Below are 19047 nucleotides of genomic sequence, written 5' to 3'. Positions count from 1 at the left end.
GAAAATATGTTGAGAAATGAAGCTATAAAGCAAACTGATTTTGACCCGCTGTGTTAGCAATGAAACCTACTTAAAAATGCATGCTCTTTGCCTTGTTGCTTGCTGAATTCTTTGGTTAGTTCTTCGCCGTGTTTTTTTCATTGTTCTTTGCAAAGAACAATGTAAAGCGTAACGAAATAAATAACTCAGCTAACACAGTGACATAAACTGTAAGTCAAATTCCCAGATTAAAATCAATCAGCTCTAACAAAAAACGCCAGTTAAACTGGCGTTTTTCAATGGATGTAGAAGGTTAGCTTGGAATATCGCCCGGCTTACCTACCGACGGTTTGTCTACACCGTCATTTTTAATTTCACCTTCACGAACCGGCGCACCACCACTTGGCTTATCGCCACCCGATGGCTTGCTGTCATCCCAGTCAGCAGGAGGACGAACGTCAGTGCGGTTCATCAGATCATCAATTTGCTTAGCATCAATGGTTTCGTACTTCATCAGTGCGTCTTTCATTGAATGTAAAATATCGATGTTGTCTTCAAGGATCTTTTGAGCACGCTCGTAGTTGCGGTCAATCAGTGACTTAATTTCCGCATCAATGGCACGTGCTGTGTCATCAGACATATTTGTTGCCTTAGACATAGACTTGCCTAGGAACACTTCACCCTCGTCTTCAGCGTAAAGCATTGGGCCCATTTTGCTCGACAAGCCCCATTGGGTCACCATCTTACGTGCAATTTCAGTTGCGCGTTCGATGTCATTAGATGCACCCGTGGTTACTTTGTCGTCACCATAAATAATGGCTTCAGCAATACGCCCACCAAACAAGCTAGAAATCATACTTTCTAAGTGCTGTTTAGAGTGGCTCACTCGGTCTTGCTCTGGTAAGTACATGGTCACACCCAGCGCGCGACCGCGTGGAATGATTGACACTTTGTATACCGGATCGTGCTCTGGCACTAAGCGACCTACGATAGCGTGACCCGCTTCGTGATACGCTGTCATTTCTTTTTCAGGCTCAGACATCACCATAGACTTACGCTCAGAGCCCATCATGATTTTGTCTTTCGCTTTCTCAAACTCTTCCATAGAAACAAGGCGCTTGTTGCCGCGAGCAGCAAACAATGCAGCTTCGTTTACTAGGTTAGCAAGGTCAGCACCTGAGAAACCTGGTGTACCGCGAGCAATAACTGACGGCTCTACGTTATCAGCCACTGGCACTTTGCGAATATGAACCTTAAGAATTTGTTCACGGCCGCGGATGTCAGGAAGACCAACCACTACTTGACGGTCAAAACGACCAGGACGAAGAAGCGCAGGGTCTAGTACGTCAGGACGGTTAGTTGCCGCAATAACAATAATACCTTCATGACCTTCAAAGCCGTCCATTTCAACAAGCATCTGGTTAAGGGTTTGCTCACGTTCGTCGTGACCACCACCTAGACCAGCACCACGTTGACGGCCTACCGCATCGATTTCATCGATGAAGATGATACAAGGCGCCGCTTTTTTCGCTTGCTCAAACATGTCACGTACACGAGATGCACCTACACCCACGAACATTTCAACGAAATCAGAACCAGAGATCGTAAAGAATGGTACTTTCGCTTCACCGGCAATGGCTTTTGCAAGCAACGTTTTACCTGTACCAGGAGGACCTACCATAAGTACGCCCTTCGGAATTTTACCACCAAGCTTTTGGAACTTAGACGGGTCGCGCAGGAAGTCTACCAATTCAGATACATCTTCTTTCGCTTCGTCACAGCCTGCTACGTCAGCAAATGTTGTCTTAATTTGGTCTTCACCAAGCAAGCGAGCTTTGCTTTTACCGAATGACATAGCGCCACGGCCGCCGCCACCCTGCATTTGACGCATGAAGAAAATCCATACACCAATAAGCAGTAACATGGGGAACCATGAGATGAAAATAGACGTCAGAAGAGACTGCTCTTCTGGTGGTTCACCATACACTCTTACGTCGTTCTTAACCAAGTCAGATACTAACTTGTCATCGAAGTAAGGTACGAATGTTTGGAAAGTTTCGCCTGAACGCTTAGTACCTCGAATTTCGCCACTATTATTGATGCGAACTTCTCGAATATTTCCCTGTTCTGCTTCTCTCAAAAACGTTGTGTAGTCAGTTTGCGAACGAGACGATTCACTCGGTGAAAAGCTCTGGAAAACCGACATTAAAACAACGGCGATGACTAACCATAAGATTAAATTTTTTGCCATATCGCTCAATGCTACTAACCTCTATAAACCCGAATTGCTTGTATATTCAACAAGTTGTTTATTGAATAAACGACACAACTCGCAACGAAAACCGCTTATCTCAAAGCGTACTACACTTTATACCCACAAGCCACCAAATACACCTCTCGCGAACGTGATCTGGACGAGTCAGGCTTACGCGTCTTTATGGTTGTGAAAGATTGTTTAAGTGCGTTCATGAACTCAACAAACCCCTCACCTTGGAACACCTTTATGACAAACGAACCACCAGGCTTTAACACTTGGTGACACATATCAAGCGCTAGTTCGCAAAGATACATAGAGCGAGATTGGTCAACCGACGCGTTACCTGCAAGGTTCGGTGCCATATCAGACAACACAATATCTACGGTGTTCCCACCGATTCTGTTCAATAGTGCGTCGAGAACAGCGTCCTCTCTGAAATCACCTTGTAAAAAGTCTACGCCCACGATTGGGTCCATGGGCAAAATATCGCACGCGATAACTTGACCATTGTCGCCAACGAGCTGTGCGGCTAGCTGTGACCAGCCCCCCGGTGCAGCACCAAGGTCTACAAGTGTCATTCCTGGTTTAATAAGCTTATCTTTTTTCTGAATTTCTTCCAGTTTATAGATAGCTCGCGAGCGCCAACCTTCCTTATTTGCTTTTTGCACATAATGGTCGTTAACGTGTTCTTGTAGCCAGCGTTTACTGCTGGCGGAGTGTTTCTTTTTTGTCATTCCAATACAATGTCATTAGGATTGTAGAGAAGATGGCGTTAGAATACGTTATTTCAAGCATAAACTAACAGATTAATTGTAAGAAATATTACTTCATGAAACTTTCAAATAAACAGAAACAATTCCTAAAAGGCCTTGCACACCCTTTAAAACCTGTTGTGCAGCTAGGTGGGAACGGCCTGACAGAAGGTGTTGTTGCCGAAATTGACAACGCCCTTAGCCATCACGAATTAATTAAAGTTAAGGTGCCAACAGACGATCGCGAAGAAAAAGCGCTAATCATGGATGCCATTGTTCGTGAAACAAACTCAGTTAAGCTACAGGTAATCGGCCACACGCTAATTATCTACCGTCAAAGCGAAGACTGTAAAATTCAGTTGCCAAAATAGCTGAATATAAGGTGCCGATCCCCGTCGGCACCGTAGTTTTTCTTCTTACTTCCCGTTAACATCACGTTAATAATAGTGAAAAACTAGGGTTTAAGGGAAATCTATGACGCTAAATAATCTTACTGCCATTGTTACTGGCGGTTGCTCCGGACTTGGTCATGCCACTGCTATCGCACTTCGAGATGCAGGTGCTAACGTCAGCCTTTTCGACTTAAATGAAGAGCTTGGCGCACAGCGCGTAGAAGAATTGGGCAATAACAACACACTTTTCACCAAAGTCGATGTACGCGATGAAGCTTCTGTTCAAGCAGCTATAGACGCGACAACCGAAAGGTTTGGCGCCATTTCTTTAGTGGTTAACTGTGCAGGCATCGCACCAGCTAAGCGACTGCTTGACAAAGGAGGCAATCCGGCGCCGTTGGGTGACTTCCAGAAAACTATCGATATTAACTTAGTAGGAAGCTTTAATGTTTCTCGCTTAGTTGCAGCGACGATGGCAAAGCAATCGCCAGTTAACGAGGAAGGCGAACGCGGTCTTATCGTAAACACTGCTTCAGTTGCTGGCTACGAAGGTCAAATAGGGCAAACCGCTTATGCCGCGAGTAAAGGTGGCATTATCGGCCTAACCCTTCCAATGGCTCGAGACTTAGCCCCGTTGGGTATTCGTGTTAACACCATTGCGCCGGGTGTAATGGGCACGCCAATGCTACTTGCTATGCCAGAAAAAGTGCAAGACGCCCTTTCTGCTAACGTTCAGTTTCCTAAGCGCCTTGGACTACCAGAAGAATTTGCTAAGTTGGTTATCCATATGGCGAACAATAGCTACCTAAATGGTGAGACAATCCGCTTAGACGGCGGGCTGCGCATGCCTCCAAAGTAGTGATTAAGTACATTAATGCTTTAATCAAAAAAACCGCCTTTCGGCGGTTTTTTTTAAGCGTTATCTATCAGTAATAGTTAACTTTTCATTTTGATTAGCGTATCAGCTTCTACGGTGAAACGATTAAAGAAATCGTCTTCTAGTTCGCCAGTGATGCGTACGCGCTCGCCTTTCATTAGCGTTAGGTAACCATCCGCATCCACAGGTGCGTCCTCTAACTCATCAAGCTCTACCGTGAGGGTGGTATCGCCCACGTCAATTTGTAACGCTTCTTTGCCAATTGATTTGACGGTACCTACAAGCACCATTTCTTCATCGTCAAACTCAATGTTACTTGCTGTACTTAAATAAAGATCTGCCGAAGCCTGATTAACCGACTCAGCTAAGTAAACAGTATCCATACCATCAACAATCACACTCTGAGCAACTAACCTTTCGCTCGAAAACATGCCATCATCAAGACGCGCCGTTACCATGACTTCTTCGCCTTTCATTTTTGCATAGGCATTACTGTCAAGGTCGGTGTCTCTTAACTCAACAAAGATATTCCCGTCACCGTAATCTAACGTAAAGAATTTTGAATCTACAGCAGACACCTCACCGGTCAACGTAATCCACGTATCACCAGACTCAGATGTTCTGGACTCAGGTTGTACTGACGCTGAAGCTGCTTGCATTTGCGCAGTTTTCATCTCGTCAACGTTAGCTTGTGCCATTGCAGATGACCCCATCATAGCGAATGAAACCAAAGTTGCTGTAATCTTTCGTTTTGAGTTAAACATCGTAACCTCCTTAAAGGCATCATTGTTATCCATTCGATAATCTCTGATGCAAACCCAATGCCGCGCATATAAATCAATAGCTTAAGTGAAACACACTTAAATTATCTATTTGCTAAAAAGAAAAATATTCCGACTATTGAAGAGATTACACTGTATCCTGCATGCGTATTTGCGGGGTGCTTGCCCTTCAGATAAAAGAGTTAAAATAACGCGCCTTACTGTGTAAAGTAGTGTTATGGAATTAGGTTAAGCACAGTGGACGGCAAATGTCTCACCCTCATCAACATATTGATTCGCCACCTCTAAGTAGTGATGTCGAAAATAATACTGCAGATAAATTAGAAACCGTTGAAACAAAGGATATAGTCACGCCCTATGCGTTTGGCGTGGCTAACTCGCTGTTAGGCAAGCGTCTGGCTACACCTTTTCAACGAGGGTTGGCTCAGTGTATTGACCTACTATTTGTCGCCATTTTGAGCTCACTGGATGCACTGTTTTTGGCGATTATTGCTACAGTGACGTTTTATAAAGCTAGCCGCAACGTAGCCAATCAAAGCCATAAAAAAACGACGCGTTCATTTCTTCGAATAGGTGGAGCGTTCATGCTCTTTTGGACAGTGTTGCTTACGTTAGATGCTGCCAATGAGGCTAATTACTTTCGTGACGATGCAACTGTCAGCAACGTGATCGACTCGCCTAATCGCCAAGGTGAGAAAAATGGTGCGAATGATGATATTGGAGTAAATGAGCAAGTTCAAAATAAAGGTGTGCATGAAAATGGCCTACAGGAAGCTGAAGGTATTGAAAGTGACCTAGCAGATTTCGATGACGCAACTTCAGAGCCCTCAGCAAATACATACAGCATTGTCGCGTGGATTAAAGGTTTAATTACTGAGCTTGGCTTAGGCTTTGGTTGGGCCACGCTTTATTACAGCGTGTTTACCGCATGGTTTAACGGAAAAACTCCAGGTAAACGACTGCTAAATATACAAGTACTCAAACTCGATGGTTCTGGACTGTCGCTATGGGAGAGCTTTGGTCGTTATGGCGGTTATGGTGCGGGTTTAGCAACTGGCTTGTTAGGATTTGTGCAAATTTACTGGGATCCTAACCGACAAGCTATCCAAGATAAAATTTCAGAAACTCTGGTCATCAGCACCCGCGATTAGCGCGCTCTGATACTTGCGTTTAGCATTGAATGGCTGTGTGCACGTTCTACTGAAAAAGCACATCTTTATTAGCGCAAAAATAAAGAAGCGCGTCTCGACACTGCAAGTACGCGCTTCGTTCTTATCTATTCGCCATCTCCACCATTAACAATAAGCGCAATATTGTATAGACGGTTTACGGCATGGTAATTGATTGAATTTTTGGGGTAACGACCTTTACTACTTATTTTACCCGCTTCCTGTTCCATCAAAATAGATAGCGCATCATCAACAGTCTCTACAGTGTAAATATGGAACAGCCCTTTTTTCACTGCGTCGATAACGGTGGCATCTAATACCAAATTAATCGCATTTGATTTAGGAATAATCACGCCCTGCGTACCGGTAAGGCCGCGGTGTTGACACAAGTCGAAAAAGCCTTCTATCTTTTCGTTCACACCGCCAACCGCTTGCACTTCACCATACTGGTTTATGGAACCCGTGATAGCCAAGGTTTGTAAGCAAGGGATTTCAGTCAACGCAGAGATAAGCGCAACCAGTTCACCAAGGGATGCACTATCGCCATCAATATGTCCGTATGACTGCTCTAGCGCTATATTTGCCGATAGGGTTAACGGGAAATGCTGGGCATACTTGTTGCCCAAGTAGCCGTTCAGCAACATAACGCCTTTTGAGTGAATAGGCTGTCCAAGCTCTACCTCACGCTCAATATCAACGACACCACTTGCGCCGGCAAATACAGTAGACGTAATGCGTGCAGGCGTACCAAATGCAGTGTCACCAATATCCAAAACCGTTAACCCGTTTACTTTGCCTACCGCTTTTCCTTCAGTGGCAATAAGCACGTGCCCTTCTTTAATATCGTTTAATAGTGTTTGACTGACGCGGCCGGTACGACGCTTCTTGGCACTTAATGCTGTTTTTAAATGATCAAGTTCTAGCGTGTCGGCATTAGATTTCTGACAGAAATAATAGGCTTCATTAACTAGCTCGATAACTTCAGCGAAGTGCGCAGATAGCTTTTCTTTATGTTCAGCCATTCTTAACGAGTACTCAACTAGCCTGCACATCGCGTTAGCGGTAATGCCTTTAAGTCCTAACTGAATAAGATGCGCACGTACTTTGCCCACGAAATCAAAAAGCGCCTGTCTGGTGACGGGAATTTCCAAATCAAAATCCACCAACACTCTAAACAGTTCATCAAACTCGTCATCGTAATCTTGCAGCGTGTAGTATAAATCACGCGAGCCTAACAGAACGATTTTCACATTTAAGTCGATGGGCTGTGGATTGAGCGTAATGTTGTTCACCATACCCACATCTTGCTGGGGTAAGTCCATGCGCAAGCGCTGTGACTTGATGGCAAGCTTAAGAGTATCCCACACGAAAGGTTGTTCAATAAGTTGGTCCACATCCAACAACAAATAACCGCCATTTGCACGATGGAGCGCACCGGGCTGAATCATGCGATAGTTTGTAAACACGCTGCCGTGAATGTTGGTGTACTCTATTTTGCCAAACAAATTTTGATAAGTAGGGTTCGGCTCATAAATAACAGGGGCTGCGTCATCGAGTTTATTCGACACCAAAACGTTAGGAAGAAATTGCTCTTCTAAAAATATCTTCTTGTCGAAGTCATCACTCTTCTCTTCTTTCTGCTCTTCACTGTGAATGACTAAGATAGCGTTGACCAATGCAGTTTTAAGCTGCTTGAGGTACTTCATTACCCCTAGCTCAGACGCGTATTTGTGCTCAAGCACTTTTAGCAGCGGCTTAATTCCCTGCTCTGCGGTCTTTTTGTCAAGCTCACGCAGACGCTCAGAGTTTTCGCGTTTCCACGTAGGCAGGCTTAACAGGCCTTCGCTTAACCTGTTTTCTAGTTCGTCAATAAGAGTATAAAACCCTTCCCGTTGTGCGTCAGTTAATGACGCAAACTCTGTATCACTTATTGGCTTGCCGTTAACGATAGGTGAAAACGTAATAGAGCCACCCTCTTCGTACAGCGCAACATCATTCGCTTGTGCGTAACGCTCTACCGCATCGATAGCCGCATCGTACTTTTGCTCGAACTCTCTGGAAATTGACGCGCGACGGCGCTGATATCCCGGGTTATCAAAGGCAATGGGCAGTGAGTCTAAGACATCGTCAATAAGCGCAGCCATGTCCTTGTGGAATGCTTTTCCACCTCCGGGAGGAAATTTTAGCGCAACAGGTTCGCGCTCTTCGTCAAAATTGTTGATATAACAACAATCATCAGGCGCCGGTAGCTGGGCAACTTGGCGTTCAATATAATCCTTCACTAGAGTGAAGCGGCCTGTGGCAGGCTCACCCATCACGTATAGATTATAGCCTTTGGTGTTAATACCTAACCCAAACGTAAGTGCTTCACGCGCACGCTCTTGCCCAATGAAGGTCGCATTTAGCGCTTCATCATCTTTTAAGGCACTGTTTATCGCTCGGCGATTTATGGTAGGTGAAAGCGCGTCTACATCTAACGCATATAATTTACTGTCTACAGACATGTCTGTTCTATCTTTGTTTCTTTACTTAAGTGAAACCCTAATTAACATTAGTGTCAAACGCTTATCCTGAATAAGGCAGCTTTGCATCGCTAATTGCACAACAAACAACCACCTTCATGATTTTAGAGAGAAATTGGCAAGCACTACGAGCTTTTTGTGGCCTTCACTAGAACTGATACCTTGCGACACAAGGTGTAGCGTCTAATTAAAGCCGAAAAGGAGTTAAGTACGAAAGAACTTACTTCAATTTAACCGCTGCATTTATTTCTGCCACATAATCTGGATCAGAGCATTAAAATCACAGCGTTAAGAAAAGCGCGCCAAGGTCAGAGCCGTAAGGACAATGTGGTCAAGACAAAGCTCTGAAGAATCCTGTAACAGTAAGACTTTAAAGTAGGTAGCAACGCAAGCTGCTTTCAATTACCTTAGAAAACACAAAAACCGAAATTCGTTTGGCGACGAGACCAGGTTTCGCGCGCAATAACCAATGAACAAAAACAGGGTAATAACAATGACAAAAAAATTGAAAACTCGCTCACCCCTTCTGCTCACTTCCTCTTTCCTTGCTACCTTTCTGGGTACGGCATTTTCTTCAATGAGTATCGCTAACGTAAACTATGCAGATAACTCAGGGTTTTCTATCACCAATGAGAGTGAAAGCTATGCGCCAGTTGAAGTCGTGTACTCTCATTTTATTCAACATGTGGATATGTGGTGGCCGAAAGACCACACATGGTGGAAAGGTGCTTTGCGCATAGATGAGCAGGCTGGTGGCTGTTTCTGTGAAACGACAGACACGGCGAGTGCAGCGCATATGCAGGTAAGCTATGTTGAACCGAACAAAAAAGTGGTGATGACAGGTGGCTTAGGCCCGCTTCAAGAGATGGGTATGTCAGGTGCACTGACATGGGAATTCAGCACAATAGCATCGAGCACTTCATCGGATGCAAACACACAAGACGGTCGCATACCGAAAACTAAAGTCACCCTTACCTACCACGCCTCAGGCAATATTCACTTTAATGGCCAAAAAGCATCTAACGAAGACGCCGCCAATTTAGTTCGAGTAGTAGACAAAGTGCAGGCGCAACAACTAAATGCGCTAACCGCGTTTAGTGACGATAATTAGATGCGACACCGGGGCCTGTTTATCGACAAGATAAGATGGCGCTAAGAGAAAGTAAGATGAGCAAATGGGGCGTATTCTGGTGTTCAATCGACGAAAACCGTGTCATTAATGCTCACTTTTCAAGCAAGCAACAATAAATATTGCCAAGTTCGGTGTTAAGCTATTGAGGCATGGCTTAGCGCTGGGTTATTCTATTGGGCTATATGTATGTTAAGTGGGTGAATCCCACGCGCGGTTAGTTGGCGTTGCTACAAACTCGCCTTATGCCGCCCCATAAACGTTTTAACTTTTAATGCGGAAGCCTAAGTTTCATGGCCGATAATCAGTACAATCCGAAAGACATTGAACAACGCGTTCAGCAATACTGGGAAGAAAACCAATCGTTTAAAGCAAATGACGATGTAGAAAAAGAAAAGTTCTACTGCCTGTCTATGTTCCCATACCCTAGTGGCCGACTTCACATGGGCCACGTGCGCAACTACACCATTGGTGACGTGATCAGCCGTTTCCAGCGCATGCAGGGTAAAAATGTATTGCAGCCTATGGGTTGGGATGCTTTTGGTCTTCCGGCTGAAAACGCAGCAATTAACAACAACACTGCACCTGCGAAATGGACATACTCAAATATTGATTACATGAAAAACCAACTTCGCTCGTTGGGTTTCGGTTACGACTGGGATCGCGAAGTAACCACATGTAAATCAGATTACTATCGCTGGGAACAGTGGTTCTTCACACGCCTTTACGAAAAAGGTCTTGTTTACAAGAAAAACTCTACTGTCAACTGGGACCCTGTAGACCAAACTGTTTTGGCTAACGAGCAGGTAATCGATGGTCGCGGATGGCGCTCTGGTGCGCTGGTTGAGCAAAAAGAGATCCCTCAGTGGTTTATTAAAATTACTGACTACGCCGAAGAACTTTTACAAGACTTAGAACAGCTTGAAGAATGGCCAGACCAAGTACGCGCAATGCAGGCAAACTGGATTGGCCGCTCTGAAGGTGTTGAAATTACCTTCGATTTAGCGTCAGCGGTGAACGACATTGCCGATTTGACGGTGTATACGACGCGCCCAGATACCTTCTACGGCGTTACTTACGTTGCAGTGGCTGCGCAGCACCCTCTTGCCGAATTCGCAGCAAAATCGAACCCAGATTTAGCGGCCTTTATCGACGAATGTAAAAACACCAAAGTTGCTGAAGCTGAATTAGCAACCATGGAGAAGAAAGGTTTCGCCACGGGTTTTGAGGTTGTTCACCCACTAACCGGTGAAAAGCTTCCAATTTGGGTCGCTAACTTCGTGTTGATGGACTATGGTTCAGGCGCGGTAATGGCTGTTCCTGGCCACGACCAGCGCGATTGGGAGTTTGCGACTAAATACAACCTACCTATTCAACAAGTCATTGCACCAAACGCAGGTGATGAAGATAAGTGCGACCTTACCGCGTCTGCATTTACTGAAAAAGGCAGCTTGATCAATTCAGATAAGTTCGACGGTCTTGAGTTCGATGCCGCATTTAATGGTATTGCTGATGAACTTGAAAGCAAAGGCTGTGGAAAGCGCAAAGTAAATTACCGTCTTCGTGACTGGGGCGTAAGCCGTCAGCGCTACTGGGGCGCACCTATTCCAATGCTAAATTTGGAAAACGGTGAATCTGTTCCGGTTCCTGCTGACCAACTACCGGTTGTTTTGCCTGAAGACGTAGAAATGAATGGCGTTACCTCGCCAATTAAAGCTGACCCTGAGTGGGCAAAAACCACATACAATGGCGAAGCCGCGTTACGTGAAACGGATACCTTCGACACCTTTATGGAGTCATCGTGGTACTACGCGCGCTATGCCTGTGCTACTAACAACGACGCCATGCTTGATCCAACATCAGCTAACTACTGGTTACCAGTAGATCAGTACATTGGTGGTATTGAGCACGCTATCTTGCACTTACTTTACTCGCGTTTCTTCCACAAATTGTTGCGCGATGAAGGCTTGGTAAACTCTGATGAGCCGTTCAAGCGTTTGCTGTGTCAAGGCATGGTATTAGCTGACTCGTACTATCGTGAAGACGCGTCTGGTAAGAAAACCTGGTTCTCGCCTACCGAAGTAAGCACTGAAAAGGACGATAAAGGCCGTATTGTTAAAGCATGGCTAACCGCTGACGGTGAAGAAGTTATTCACGGCGGTATGACGAAAATGTCTAAGTCGAAGAATAACGGTATCGACCCGCAGGAAGTTATTGATCAGTACGGTGCCGATACGGTGCGTTTATTTACCATGTTTGCTGCGCCACCGGAGCAAACCCTTGAGTGGGTAGACTCTGGTGTTGAAGGTGCAAATCGTTTCTTACGTCGTATCTGGAAATTAGTGACCGAACACGTTGAAAAAGGCGCGCCAGAAGCGATTGATGTTAAGGCACTGTCGAAAGACCAACAGGCTCTTCGCCGTGAAGTACATAAGACCATTGAAAAGGTGTCTGATGACCTAGGCCGTCGTCAAACCTTTAACACTGCGGTTGCAGCGGTGATGGAATTGTTAAACCACCTTCAAAAAGCACCACAAGAAAACGCACAGGACATCGCAATTATGCGCGAAGCCTGTGAATCTATCTTGTTGCTTCTAAACCCTATTACGCCGCACATCGCTCACGAGCTATGGAAAGTGTTGGGTCACAGTGAAGATATCGATTTAGCGCCATGGCCACAGGCTGATAAAGCCGCATTGGTTGAAGATGAAAAGCTTATCATTGTTCAGGTTAACGGTAAGGTGCGCGCTAAGATGACAATTGCTGCTGATGCAAGCAAAGAGAGCATTGAAGCATCTGCGAAAGAACAGCCTAACGTTCAGCAATTCATCGAAGGTAAAACCATTCGTAAAGTGATTGTTGTGCCTGGCAAGCTTGTAAACATTGTAGCTAACTAGGTCAGATACTGATGAAAAAGCACTTACAATTCGCAGTCGCTGTGTTGGGAACCGTATTGGTTACTGGCTGTGGCTTTCATTTGCGAAGTAGCCCTAGCCTACCCGACGACATTAACACCGTTGCTATTGAAAGTGCCCGAGCGCACGCGCCGTTGGCGCGTGCGCTTGATAAACGCTTAAACGTTTACGGTTTATCCAGTGTTAGCGTAGATAAAACATCGCGCTCTAACCAAAACGTAAACATCTATTTGCTTCCAGAGAAATTAGAACGTCAGCTGCTGTCGGTTTATCCTTCGGGTCAAGTTGCTGAATATGAACTGATATATGTTGTGCGTTACCGCGTGCAGTTTCCTGGTAAGGAAGCGGTAATGGTGCAATTTGAAGTAGTACGTGACTATCAAGACGACCCTGACCAAGTGTTGGCAAAGTCTCGCGAACTTGAATTGATGCTAAGTGAAATGCGCGATGAAGCCGCTGATATCATGATCAGACGCCTTTCCAGTCAGGCAGCCGCTGCACCAAATGCGTCAACTTCCGTTAGTCAGTAAACATCAGAATTTTTCATGCAGATTTATCCAAACCAATTTAGCCAAGATATCACCAAGGCACTTCGCCCGTGCTATCTGGTGTTTGGAGATGAACCCCAGCAGAAGTTTGATGTCATTGAGCAAATACGCGCTAAAGCAAAAGCCAATGGCTTTGAAGAGCGTACAGTACTTGTTGCTGAAACGGGCTTTAACTGGAATCAGTTGATTGAAGCCACACAAAGCATGTCGCTTTTCTCAAGCCAACAGTTTATTGAATTAGAGCTACCTACGGGAAAACCGGGCACTGAAGGCAGTAAAATGCTGCAAGAAGTCGCGGCGTCATTAAACCCCGATATTTTGTTGCTGGTTCACGGCCCCAAAATTGGCAAAGACGTGCAGCGCGGCAAATGGTTTAAAGTGCTTGATGATTTGGGCGCGTCGGTATTGTGTTACCCGTTGGAAGGCAAGCAGCTCAATGCATGGCTAAACCAGCAGTTAAATGCCCACCAACTCTCCGTATCAGCGTCGGGTGCTAAGATGATTGCTGATTTCTGCGAAGGCAACATGCTTGCTGCCAAGCAAGAAATTGATAAGCTCGCCCTACTCTATCCACACCAGTCTATTTCAGACGAACAAATTGAAAAGGCGATGGTCGATCAGTCGCGTTTCAACGTGTTTCAACTAGTTGACGTTATGCTTAGCGGCGACAGTACCCGCTGCATAAAAATGCTATACCGATTAGAGAGTGAGGGTCTGGAGCCTAACATCATTATTTGGGCGCTGATTCGAGAGTGGGAGCAGTTATGGAAACTAAAACTAGCGCAGCAAAGCGGTGCCCCCATTCAGTGGCAAAAATTCGGTATTTGGCGTAATAGACAAGGTTTTTATCAAAGTGCCTTGAACCGTTTGAGCGTCGCGCAGCTAGAAGACATCCAAAAAGCGTTGACTCAGTCAGATCATGCATTCAAACAAAATGTCATTGCCCGCCCTTACGTTGAAATGTGTCACCTGTGCATGATGTTCATGGGTATGGACCTTCGCGAAATTCCTTTGTTACAGGCATAATGGGCAAGTCTAAGTGAGTCTTTCCGGCGCTTCTCGAGAAAACCCAACGGTGAAAGCCATTCTTGGTGGTACGTTTAATCCGCCGCATAAAGGCCATATTGGTGCGGCACTAAAAGCGGCAGATGAAATTGGCGTAAACCACGTTCATCTCATGCCTTGTAAATTAGCTCCGCATAAGTCAGTAGGTGTGTCAGAAAGCCATCGGGTAAAAATGATTGAACTTTGCGCCCAAAACAATGACAGACTTATTCCAGAGTTAATTGAACTGACGCTTCCGTCACCCTCTTATACAGTTAAAACACTGCGTGCACTTAAAGAGAAAAGCGATGACACAATCTGTTTTTTCATTGGCGCAGATTCACTGTATAATCTGGACAAATGGTACGAGTGGGAACACCTGCTCGATTATTGTCACTTAGTGGTTATGCGCAGAGACGATGAGAAATTTTCGCCTCCTCCCGCAATACAAGCTTGGTTAGATTGTCATGTGGCTAACGATAAAAGTGTTATTCACGCAAAGCCTGCAGGCCATGTAGTGTTAACCAACACACCGCTTTTTAGTGTTTCATCTACTGAAATTCGTGACGTACTAGCAAGTGCTGCCACGTCCGAGAAATCGGGTACGCCAAACAGTTCAAATGCTGACCTATCTAACTTATGGTTAGAAAAAAGCGTTTTAGATTACATAAACGAACATCAGTTATATAAAAGTTAAGTAAGTGAGGAAAACTCTTGGAGAGTCAACAGCTCAAACAGTTTGTTAAAGACAAAATTGACGATATGAAAGGCCGTGATGTTATTGAACTAGACGTTCGCGGCAAATCAAGTATTACAGATACCATGATCATTTGTTCAGGTAACTCAAAGCGCCACGTTTCATCTATTGCAGAAAATGTCATGGTAGAAGCGAAGAAAGCGGGCCACGCACCTGGAAGTGTGGAAGGTAAGGAAACCGGCGAATGGGTTCTGGTTGATTTTGGTGATGTTATTTTGCACGTTATGCAAGATGAAACCCGTGATTTCTACCAGCTAGAGAAACTGTGGTCGTAGTGGCGTAAATGCTTGCTATAAACATGCAGTAACACGGTCAATAAAGGCCATACTCAAATGCGTATGGCCTTTATTGTATAAGTGAAATACTAATTCCTGCGGTAAGGGTAAAAGAAGTGCGTATACAAATCGTCGCGGTCGGAACAAAAATGCCAAGCTGGGTAAGTACAGGCGTGGATGAGTTTATTCGTCGTTTCCCTAGCGACATGCCAGTGTCCTTTACTGAAATACCCGCCGGAAAGCGAGGCAAAAACGCGGATATTAAGCGCATTTTGGAAAAAGAAGGCGAGCAAATGCTAGCCGCTATTCCCAAAGGAAATCGCATTGTTACGTTAGAAGTAACAGGTAAACCCTGGGACACTCCCACGCTTGCTAAACAACTCGACAATTGGAAAATGGACGGGCGCGATGTAAGTCTGCTTATTGGTGGTCCAGAAGGGCTAGCACCAGAATGTATTGCTGCGTCGGAACAAAAGTGGTCCTTATCAGCCTTAACTCTACCCCATCCACTTGTTAGGATCATTCTTACAGAAAGCTTATACCGCGCGTGGTCGGTGACGCAAAACCACCCATATCACCGTGAGTAATTGGTCGCTTTATTAATGCAAAGGAAGTCAATGCAACGAAAACGTCAAGCAATACGGGACCACTCCGCTGAAGCGAACTTGTTCGCGCGCCGAGCGACCATTGCTTTTATTATTGTTGTGGCCATGTTGGGCATTGTACTTAACAACCTCTATTCTTTGCAGGTCACCCAGTTTGAAGATTATCAAACCCGGTCTAACGGTAACCGAATTAAAGTGCTGCCCGTAGCGCCTAACCGCGGTCTCATTTATGACCGTAACGGCGTGCTTTTAGCCGAAAACCGCCCGGTTTTCAGTTTGGAAGTTATTCCAGAGCAAGTGGATGACATCGACCAAACCCTGGCCGATTTAACAGAACTAATGGGTATAACCAATGACGAACTTGAGCGCTTCCAATCAGCGCTTAAAGGTACCCGACGATTTAAACCCGTTGCGCTTCGCACCCAGTTAAGCGAAGAAGAAGTCGCGCTATTTTCTGCCAGTAAACACAAATTCCCAGGCGTACAAATTGAAGCGCGTTTGGCACGTCATTATCCGTATAAAGAAACCCTAACCCATGCCCTGGGTTATGTTGCGCGTATCAACAAGCGAGACCTACAAAAGCTAGTCGAAGCAGGCCAAGAAGATAATTACGCTGCCACCCATGATATTGGCAAGCTAGGCATTGAGAAATACCATGAAGAGCTACTCCATGGAAAGGTGGGTTACCAGCAGGTAGAGGTGAATAACCAAGGCCGCATTATTCGTGTACTTAGTGTTGAGCCACCAACACCAGGCAAAGACATCGTACTTAACCTGGATTTAGAGCTTCAGTTAGAGGCTCAGCGAATAATAGAAGGCATGCGCGGCGCTGTTGTGGTCACCGATGTTAAAACAGGTGGCGTACTGGCACTTTACTCTAACCCTAGTTACGACCCCAATTTATTCGTGCACGGTATCAGCAGCAAGAATTACTCTGCGCTACTGAATTCGCCAGACCGCCCGCTAATTAACAGGGCGACACAAGGACAATACCCTCCTGCTTCTACCATTAAACCGCACCTTGGTTTTGTTGGACTAGAAGAAGGCATTATCACCAAAGACTACACCATTAACGATACAGGTCGCTATCAATTGCCAAATGTGTCGCACGTGTGGCGCGATTGGCGTCGATGGGGACATGGAAAAGTTAACGTATCAAAAGCAATAGAAGTGTCGTGCGATACTTATTATTACGAGCTAGCGTATAAATTGGGTATCGATAAAATCAGTGAATCTATGTACGAATTCGGATTCGGAGATTTCACGGGTATCGATCTTTACGAAGAGTCAGATGCCAACATGCCTAGCCGAGGCTGGAAACGCGCTCGCTTTAATCAACCTTGGTATATTGGTGACACCATCCCCGTTGGTATAGGACAGAGCTATTGGACCACCACGCCGGTACAGTTAAATACATCGGTTAACACGCTGATCAATGCTGGGGAACGCTATATTCCACAAATCATTCGCGGTTATATGAACACCGATAGTTCTGTCGACCTTATCCCGCTTAAGTCGCTGCGGCCTATAGAAATTAAGAACCGTAACAATTTAAATGTGGTGTTAAACGCCATGCGAGATGTTGTGAGTGGCGAAGAAGGCGGCGCGCGTCATGCATTTGCAGATACCCCTTACGACTCTGCGGGTAAGACAGGAACAGCACAGTTATTTACCGTTGGTCAGAATGAAAAATATGACGCTACTAAAATTGATGAGCGTCTTCGAGACAATGCCATGTATGTTGGCTTTGCACCGTTCAATGATCCAGAGATATCGGTAACCGTGGTCCTTGAAAACGTAGGCGGTGGTAGTAAGAACGCAGCCCCCGTCGCCCGTCAAATCATGGATTTCTATTTCAGAGACCGTGTTTTTGAAACTGCCGAAGCTGACTCGGCAAACAGTGATAATGAATTAGGGACGAACTAGTGAAGAGAACCACCATAAACCCTAATAAAATAAGTTTTCTTCAGCGCATTCATATCGATGGCTGGCTGTTAGTCGGGCTACTCGTGCTAAGTTGTGTTGGGCTATTTACTCTGTACTCGGCGTCAGGTCAGGATATGGAGCAAATGGAGCGCCAGTTTATCAGGCTGGGATTTAGCTTTATCGTTATGTTCGGATTAGCCCAAACCCCTTTGGGCGTGTTTAGGTTTTTCTCAACCTATGCCTATGGTGCAGGCCTGCTCATGCTAATTGCCGTTTTATTATTCGGTGATATGGGCAAAGGCGCACAGCGCTGGCTAGACCTGGGCTTTATCCGTTTTCAGCCCTCTGAACTGATGAAGCTTGCCGTGCCTATGATGGTTGCATGGTATATCAGTAAATTCACTATGCCGCCGCGCACCACCCACATTATCGTTGGGTTTGGTTTGGTGGTCGTGCCCACCATTCTCATTGCAAAGCAGCCTGATTTAGGGACCTCGTTACTCATCGCCAGTTCAGGTATCTTTGCCATATTCCTGGCAGGTATGAGCTGGCGTCTTATTTCAGTAGTGGGCGGCCTCATTGGCGCGTTTGCGCCTGTGATGTGGTTCTTTTTAATGAAGGATTATCAAAAGCAGCGGGTTCTTACTTTTTTGAACCCAGAAAGCGACCCGCTAGGTTCTGGCTACCACATAATCCAATCTAAAATTGCCATTGGTTCCGGTGGTGTAGACGGCAAAGGCTGGCTGCAAGGCACGCAATCACAACTCGAGTTTTTACCCGAACGTCACACCGACTTTATCTTTTCAGTATTCAGTGAAGAGTTTGGTCTTACCGGTGTAATGTGTTTAATGGCAATATACATTTTTATAATTATGCGCGGCCTTATAATTTCTAGCCGGGCACAAGACGCCTATGCAAAATTGCTTGGCGGCAGTATTACCCTTACCTTTTTTGTTTATGTGTTTGTAAACATGGGCATGGTGTCCGGATTACTTCCCGTGGTGGGTGTTCCCCTTCCTCTAGTGAGCTTTGGAGGAACATCTATGGTGACTTTAATGGCAGGTTTTGGCATTCTTATGGCCATTGCCACTCAGAAACGTTTAATGTCTAGATAACTT

Annotated in this window: 16 protein-coding genes; 12 read left to right on the top strand and 4 right to left on the bottom strand. The window is 45.4% G+C overall.

All coding sequences use genetic code 11. The annotated features are described in order from the left end of the window. Positions 1-292: 292 nt before the first annotated feature. Entirely contained in the window at positions 293-2239 is a 1947-nt protein-coding gene (gene ftsH, locus MHN09_RS07620) for an ATP-dependent zinc metalloprotease FtsH (protein WP_014949365.1), read from the bottom strand. Positions 2240-2340: 101 nt separating this feature from the next. Next, a complete protein-coding gene (rlmE, locus tag MHN09_RS07615; protein ID WP_014949364.1) occupies positions 2341-2970 on the bottom strand; it encodes a 23S rRNA (uridine(2552)-2'-O)-methyltransferase RlmE in 630 nt (209 codons plus the stop codon). A gap of 95 nt (positions 2971-3065) precedes the next feature. On the opposite strand from rlmE, the gene yhbY reads away from it, so the two are divergent. After that, positions 3066-3359 (top strand): ribosome assembly RNA-binding protein YhbY, encoded by a 294-nt coding sequence (gene yhbY / locus MHN09_RS07610; protein ID WP_014949363.1) that lies wholly within the window; start codon positions 3066-3068, stop codon positions 3357-3359. Positions 3360-3462: 103 nt separating this feature from the next. After that, the gene (locus MHN09_RS07605; RefSeq protein WP_239239983.1) at positions 3463-4239 is read left to right on the top strand and encodes a 3-hydroxyacyl-CoA dehydrogenase; all 777 of its coding nucleotides are present in this window, start codon (positions 3463-3465) and stop codon (positions 4237-4239) included. A 77-nt stretch (positions 4240-4316) separates the two neighbouring features. Here the strand turns inward: MHN09_RS07605 and MHN09_RS07600 are convergent, their stop codons facing one another. Then, complete coding sequence (locus MHN09_RS07600) at positions 4317-5021, bottom strand: hypothetical protein (RefSeq protein ID WP_014976418.1); 705 nt, start codon at positions 5019-5021, stop codon at positions 4317-4319. Between the two features lie 266 nt (positions 5022-5287). Here MHN09_RS07600 and MHN09_RS07595 point away from each other — a divergent pair, with 266 nt between their 5' ends. Then, a complete protein-coding gene (locus MHN09_RS07595) occupies positions 5288-6190 on the top strand; it encodes an RDD family protein (RefSeq protein WP_239239981.1) in 903 nt (300 codons plus the stop codon). Between the two features lie 125 nt (positions 6191-6315). Here MHN09_RS07595 and MHN09_RS07590 read toward each other — a convergent pair whose 3' ends face one another. Beyond that, positions 6316-8712, bottom strand: coding sequence for an ATP-binding protein (locus tag MHN09_RS07590; protein WP_014976416.1), 2397 nt, complete (start codon positions 8710-8712; stop codon positions 6316-6318). Positions 8713-9223: 511 nt separating this feature from the next. Between MHN09_RS07590 and MHN09_RS07585 the strand changes: the two genes are divergently transcribed. The 9 genes from MHN09_RS07585 (at position 9224) to rodA (ending at position 19044) form a co-directional block, all read left to right on the top strand. Beyond that, positions 9224-9841 carry an SRPBCC domain-containing protein gene (locus MHN09_RS07585; RefSeq protein ID WP_239239979.1) on the top strand — a complete coding sequence of 206 codons (618 nt, stop codon included), beginning with the start codon at positions 9224-9226 and terminating at the stop codon, positions 9839-9841. 311 nt (positions 9842-10152) lie between these two features. Next, complete coding sequence (leuS, locus tag MHN09_RS07580; protein ID WP_239239977.1) at positions 10153-12756, top strand: leucine--tRNA ligase; 2604 nt, start codon at positions 10153-10155, stop codon at positions 12754-12756. Between the two features lie 11 nt (positions 12757-12767). After that, positions 12768-13304 (top strand): LPS assembly lipoprotein LptE, encoded by a 537-nt coding sequence (lptE, locus tag MHN09_RS07575; RefSeq protein ID WP_014976413.1) that lies wholly within the window; start codon positions 12768-12770, stop codon positions 13302-13304. A 15-nt stretch (positions 13305-13319) separates the two neighbouring features. Next, positions 13320-14348 (top strand): DNA polymerase III subunit delta, encoded by a 1029-nt coding sequence (gene holA, locus MHN09_RS07570; RefSeq protein WP_014949355.1) that lies wholly within the window; start codon positions 13320-13322, stop codon positions 14346-14348. A gap of 13 nt (positions 14349-14361) precedes the next feature. After that, on the top strand, positions 14362-15063 hold the full coding sequence (gene nadD, locus MHN09_RS07565) for a nicotinate (nicotinamide) nucleotide adenylyltransferase (RefSeq protein WP_239239975.1): 702 nt from the start codon (positions 14362-14364) through the stop codon (positions 15061-15063). Positions 15064-15080: 17 nt separating this feature from the next. Then, the gene (gene rsfS / locus MHN09_RS07560) at positions 15081-15398 is read left to right on the top strand and encodes a ribosome silencing factor (RefSeq protein WP_014949353.1); all 318 of its coding nucleotides are present in this window, start codon (positions 15081-15083) and stop codon (positions 15396-15398) included. A gap of 116 nt (positions 15399-15514) precedes the next feature. Continuing rightward, complete coding sequence (gene rlmH, locus MHN09_RS07555; RefSeq protein WP_014949352.1) at positions 15515-15985, top strand: 23S rRNA (pseudouridine(1915)-N(3))-methyltransferase RlmH; 471 nt, start codon at positions 15515-15517, stop codon at positions 15983-15985. Positions 15986-16015: 30 nt separating this feature from the next. Continuing rightward, complete coding sequence (mrdA, locus tag MHN09_RS07550; RefSeq protein ID WP_239239973.1) at positions 16016-17929, top strand: penicillin-binding protein 2; 1914 nt, start codon at positions 16016-16018, stop codon at positions 17927-17929. After that, a complete protein-coding gene (rodA, locus tag MHN09_RS07545; protein WP_239239971.1) occupies positions 17929-19044 on the top strand; it encodes a rod shape-determining protein RodA in 1116 nt (371 codons plus the stop codon). Before mrdA ends, rodA begins: the two co-directional genes overlap by 1 nt. The last annotated feature ends 3 nt before the right edge of the window (positions 19045-19047 follow it).

Source organism: Alteromonas sp. MmMcT2-5 (genome assembly GCF_022348315.1).
GTDB classification, from domain to species: Bacteria; Pseudomonadota; Gammaproteobacteria; order Enterobacterales; family Alteromonadaceae; genus Alteromonas; species Alteromonas macleodii.
Note: the sequence above shows the minus strand (reverse complement) of the source record. Positions and strands in the feature narration are given on the sequence as shown.

Excerpts from the sequence above, each read along its gene's own strand:
- mrdA (WP_239239973.1), top strand. The coding sequence starts at position 16,016 with ATGCAACGAAAACGTCAAGCAATACGGGACCACTCCGCTGAAGCGAAC.
- MHN09_RS07595 (WP_239239981.1), top strand. The coding sequence starts at position 5,288 with ATGTCTCACCCTCATCAACATATTGATTCGCCACCTCTAAGTAGTGAT.
- MHN09_RS07590 (WP_014976416.1), bottom strand. The coding sequence starts at position 8,712 with ATGTCTGTAGACAGTAAATTATATGCGTTAGATGTAGACGCGCTTTCA.
- holA (WP_014949355.1), top strand. The coding sequence starts at position 13,320 with ATGCAGATTTATCCAAACCAATTTAGCCAAGATATCACCAAGGCACTT.
- leuS (WP_239239977.1), top strand. The coding sequence starts at position 10,153 with ATGGCCGATAATCAGTACAATCCGAAAGACATTGAACAACGCGTTCAG.
- rlmE (WP_014949364.1), bottom strand. The coding sequence starts at position 2,970 with ATGACAAAAAAGAAACACTCCGCCAGCAGTAAACGCTGGCTACAAGAA.
- lptE (WP_014976413.1), top strand. The coding sequence starts at position 12,768 with ATGAAAAAGCACTTACAATTCGCAGTCGCTGTGTTGGGAACCGTATTG.
- MHN09_RS07600 (WP_014976418.1), bottom strand. The coding sequence starts at position 5,021 with ATGTTTAACTCAAAACGAAAGATTACAGCAACTTTGGTTTCATTCGCT.
- MHN09_RS07605 (WP_239239983.1), top strand. The coding sequence starts at position 3,463 with ATGACGCTAAATAATCTTACTGCCATTGTTACTGGCGGTTGCTCCGGA.
- MHN09_RS07585 (WP_239239979.1), top strand. The coding sequence starts at position 9,224 with ATGACAAAAAAATTGAAAACTCGCTCACCCCTTCTGCTCACTTCCTCT.
- yhbY (WP_014949363.1), top strand. The coding sequence starts at position 3,066 with ATGAAACTTTCAAATAAACAGAAACAATTCCTAAAAGGCCTTGCACAC.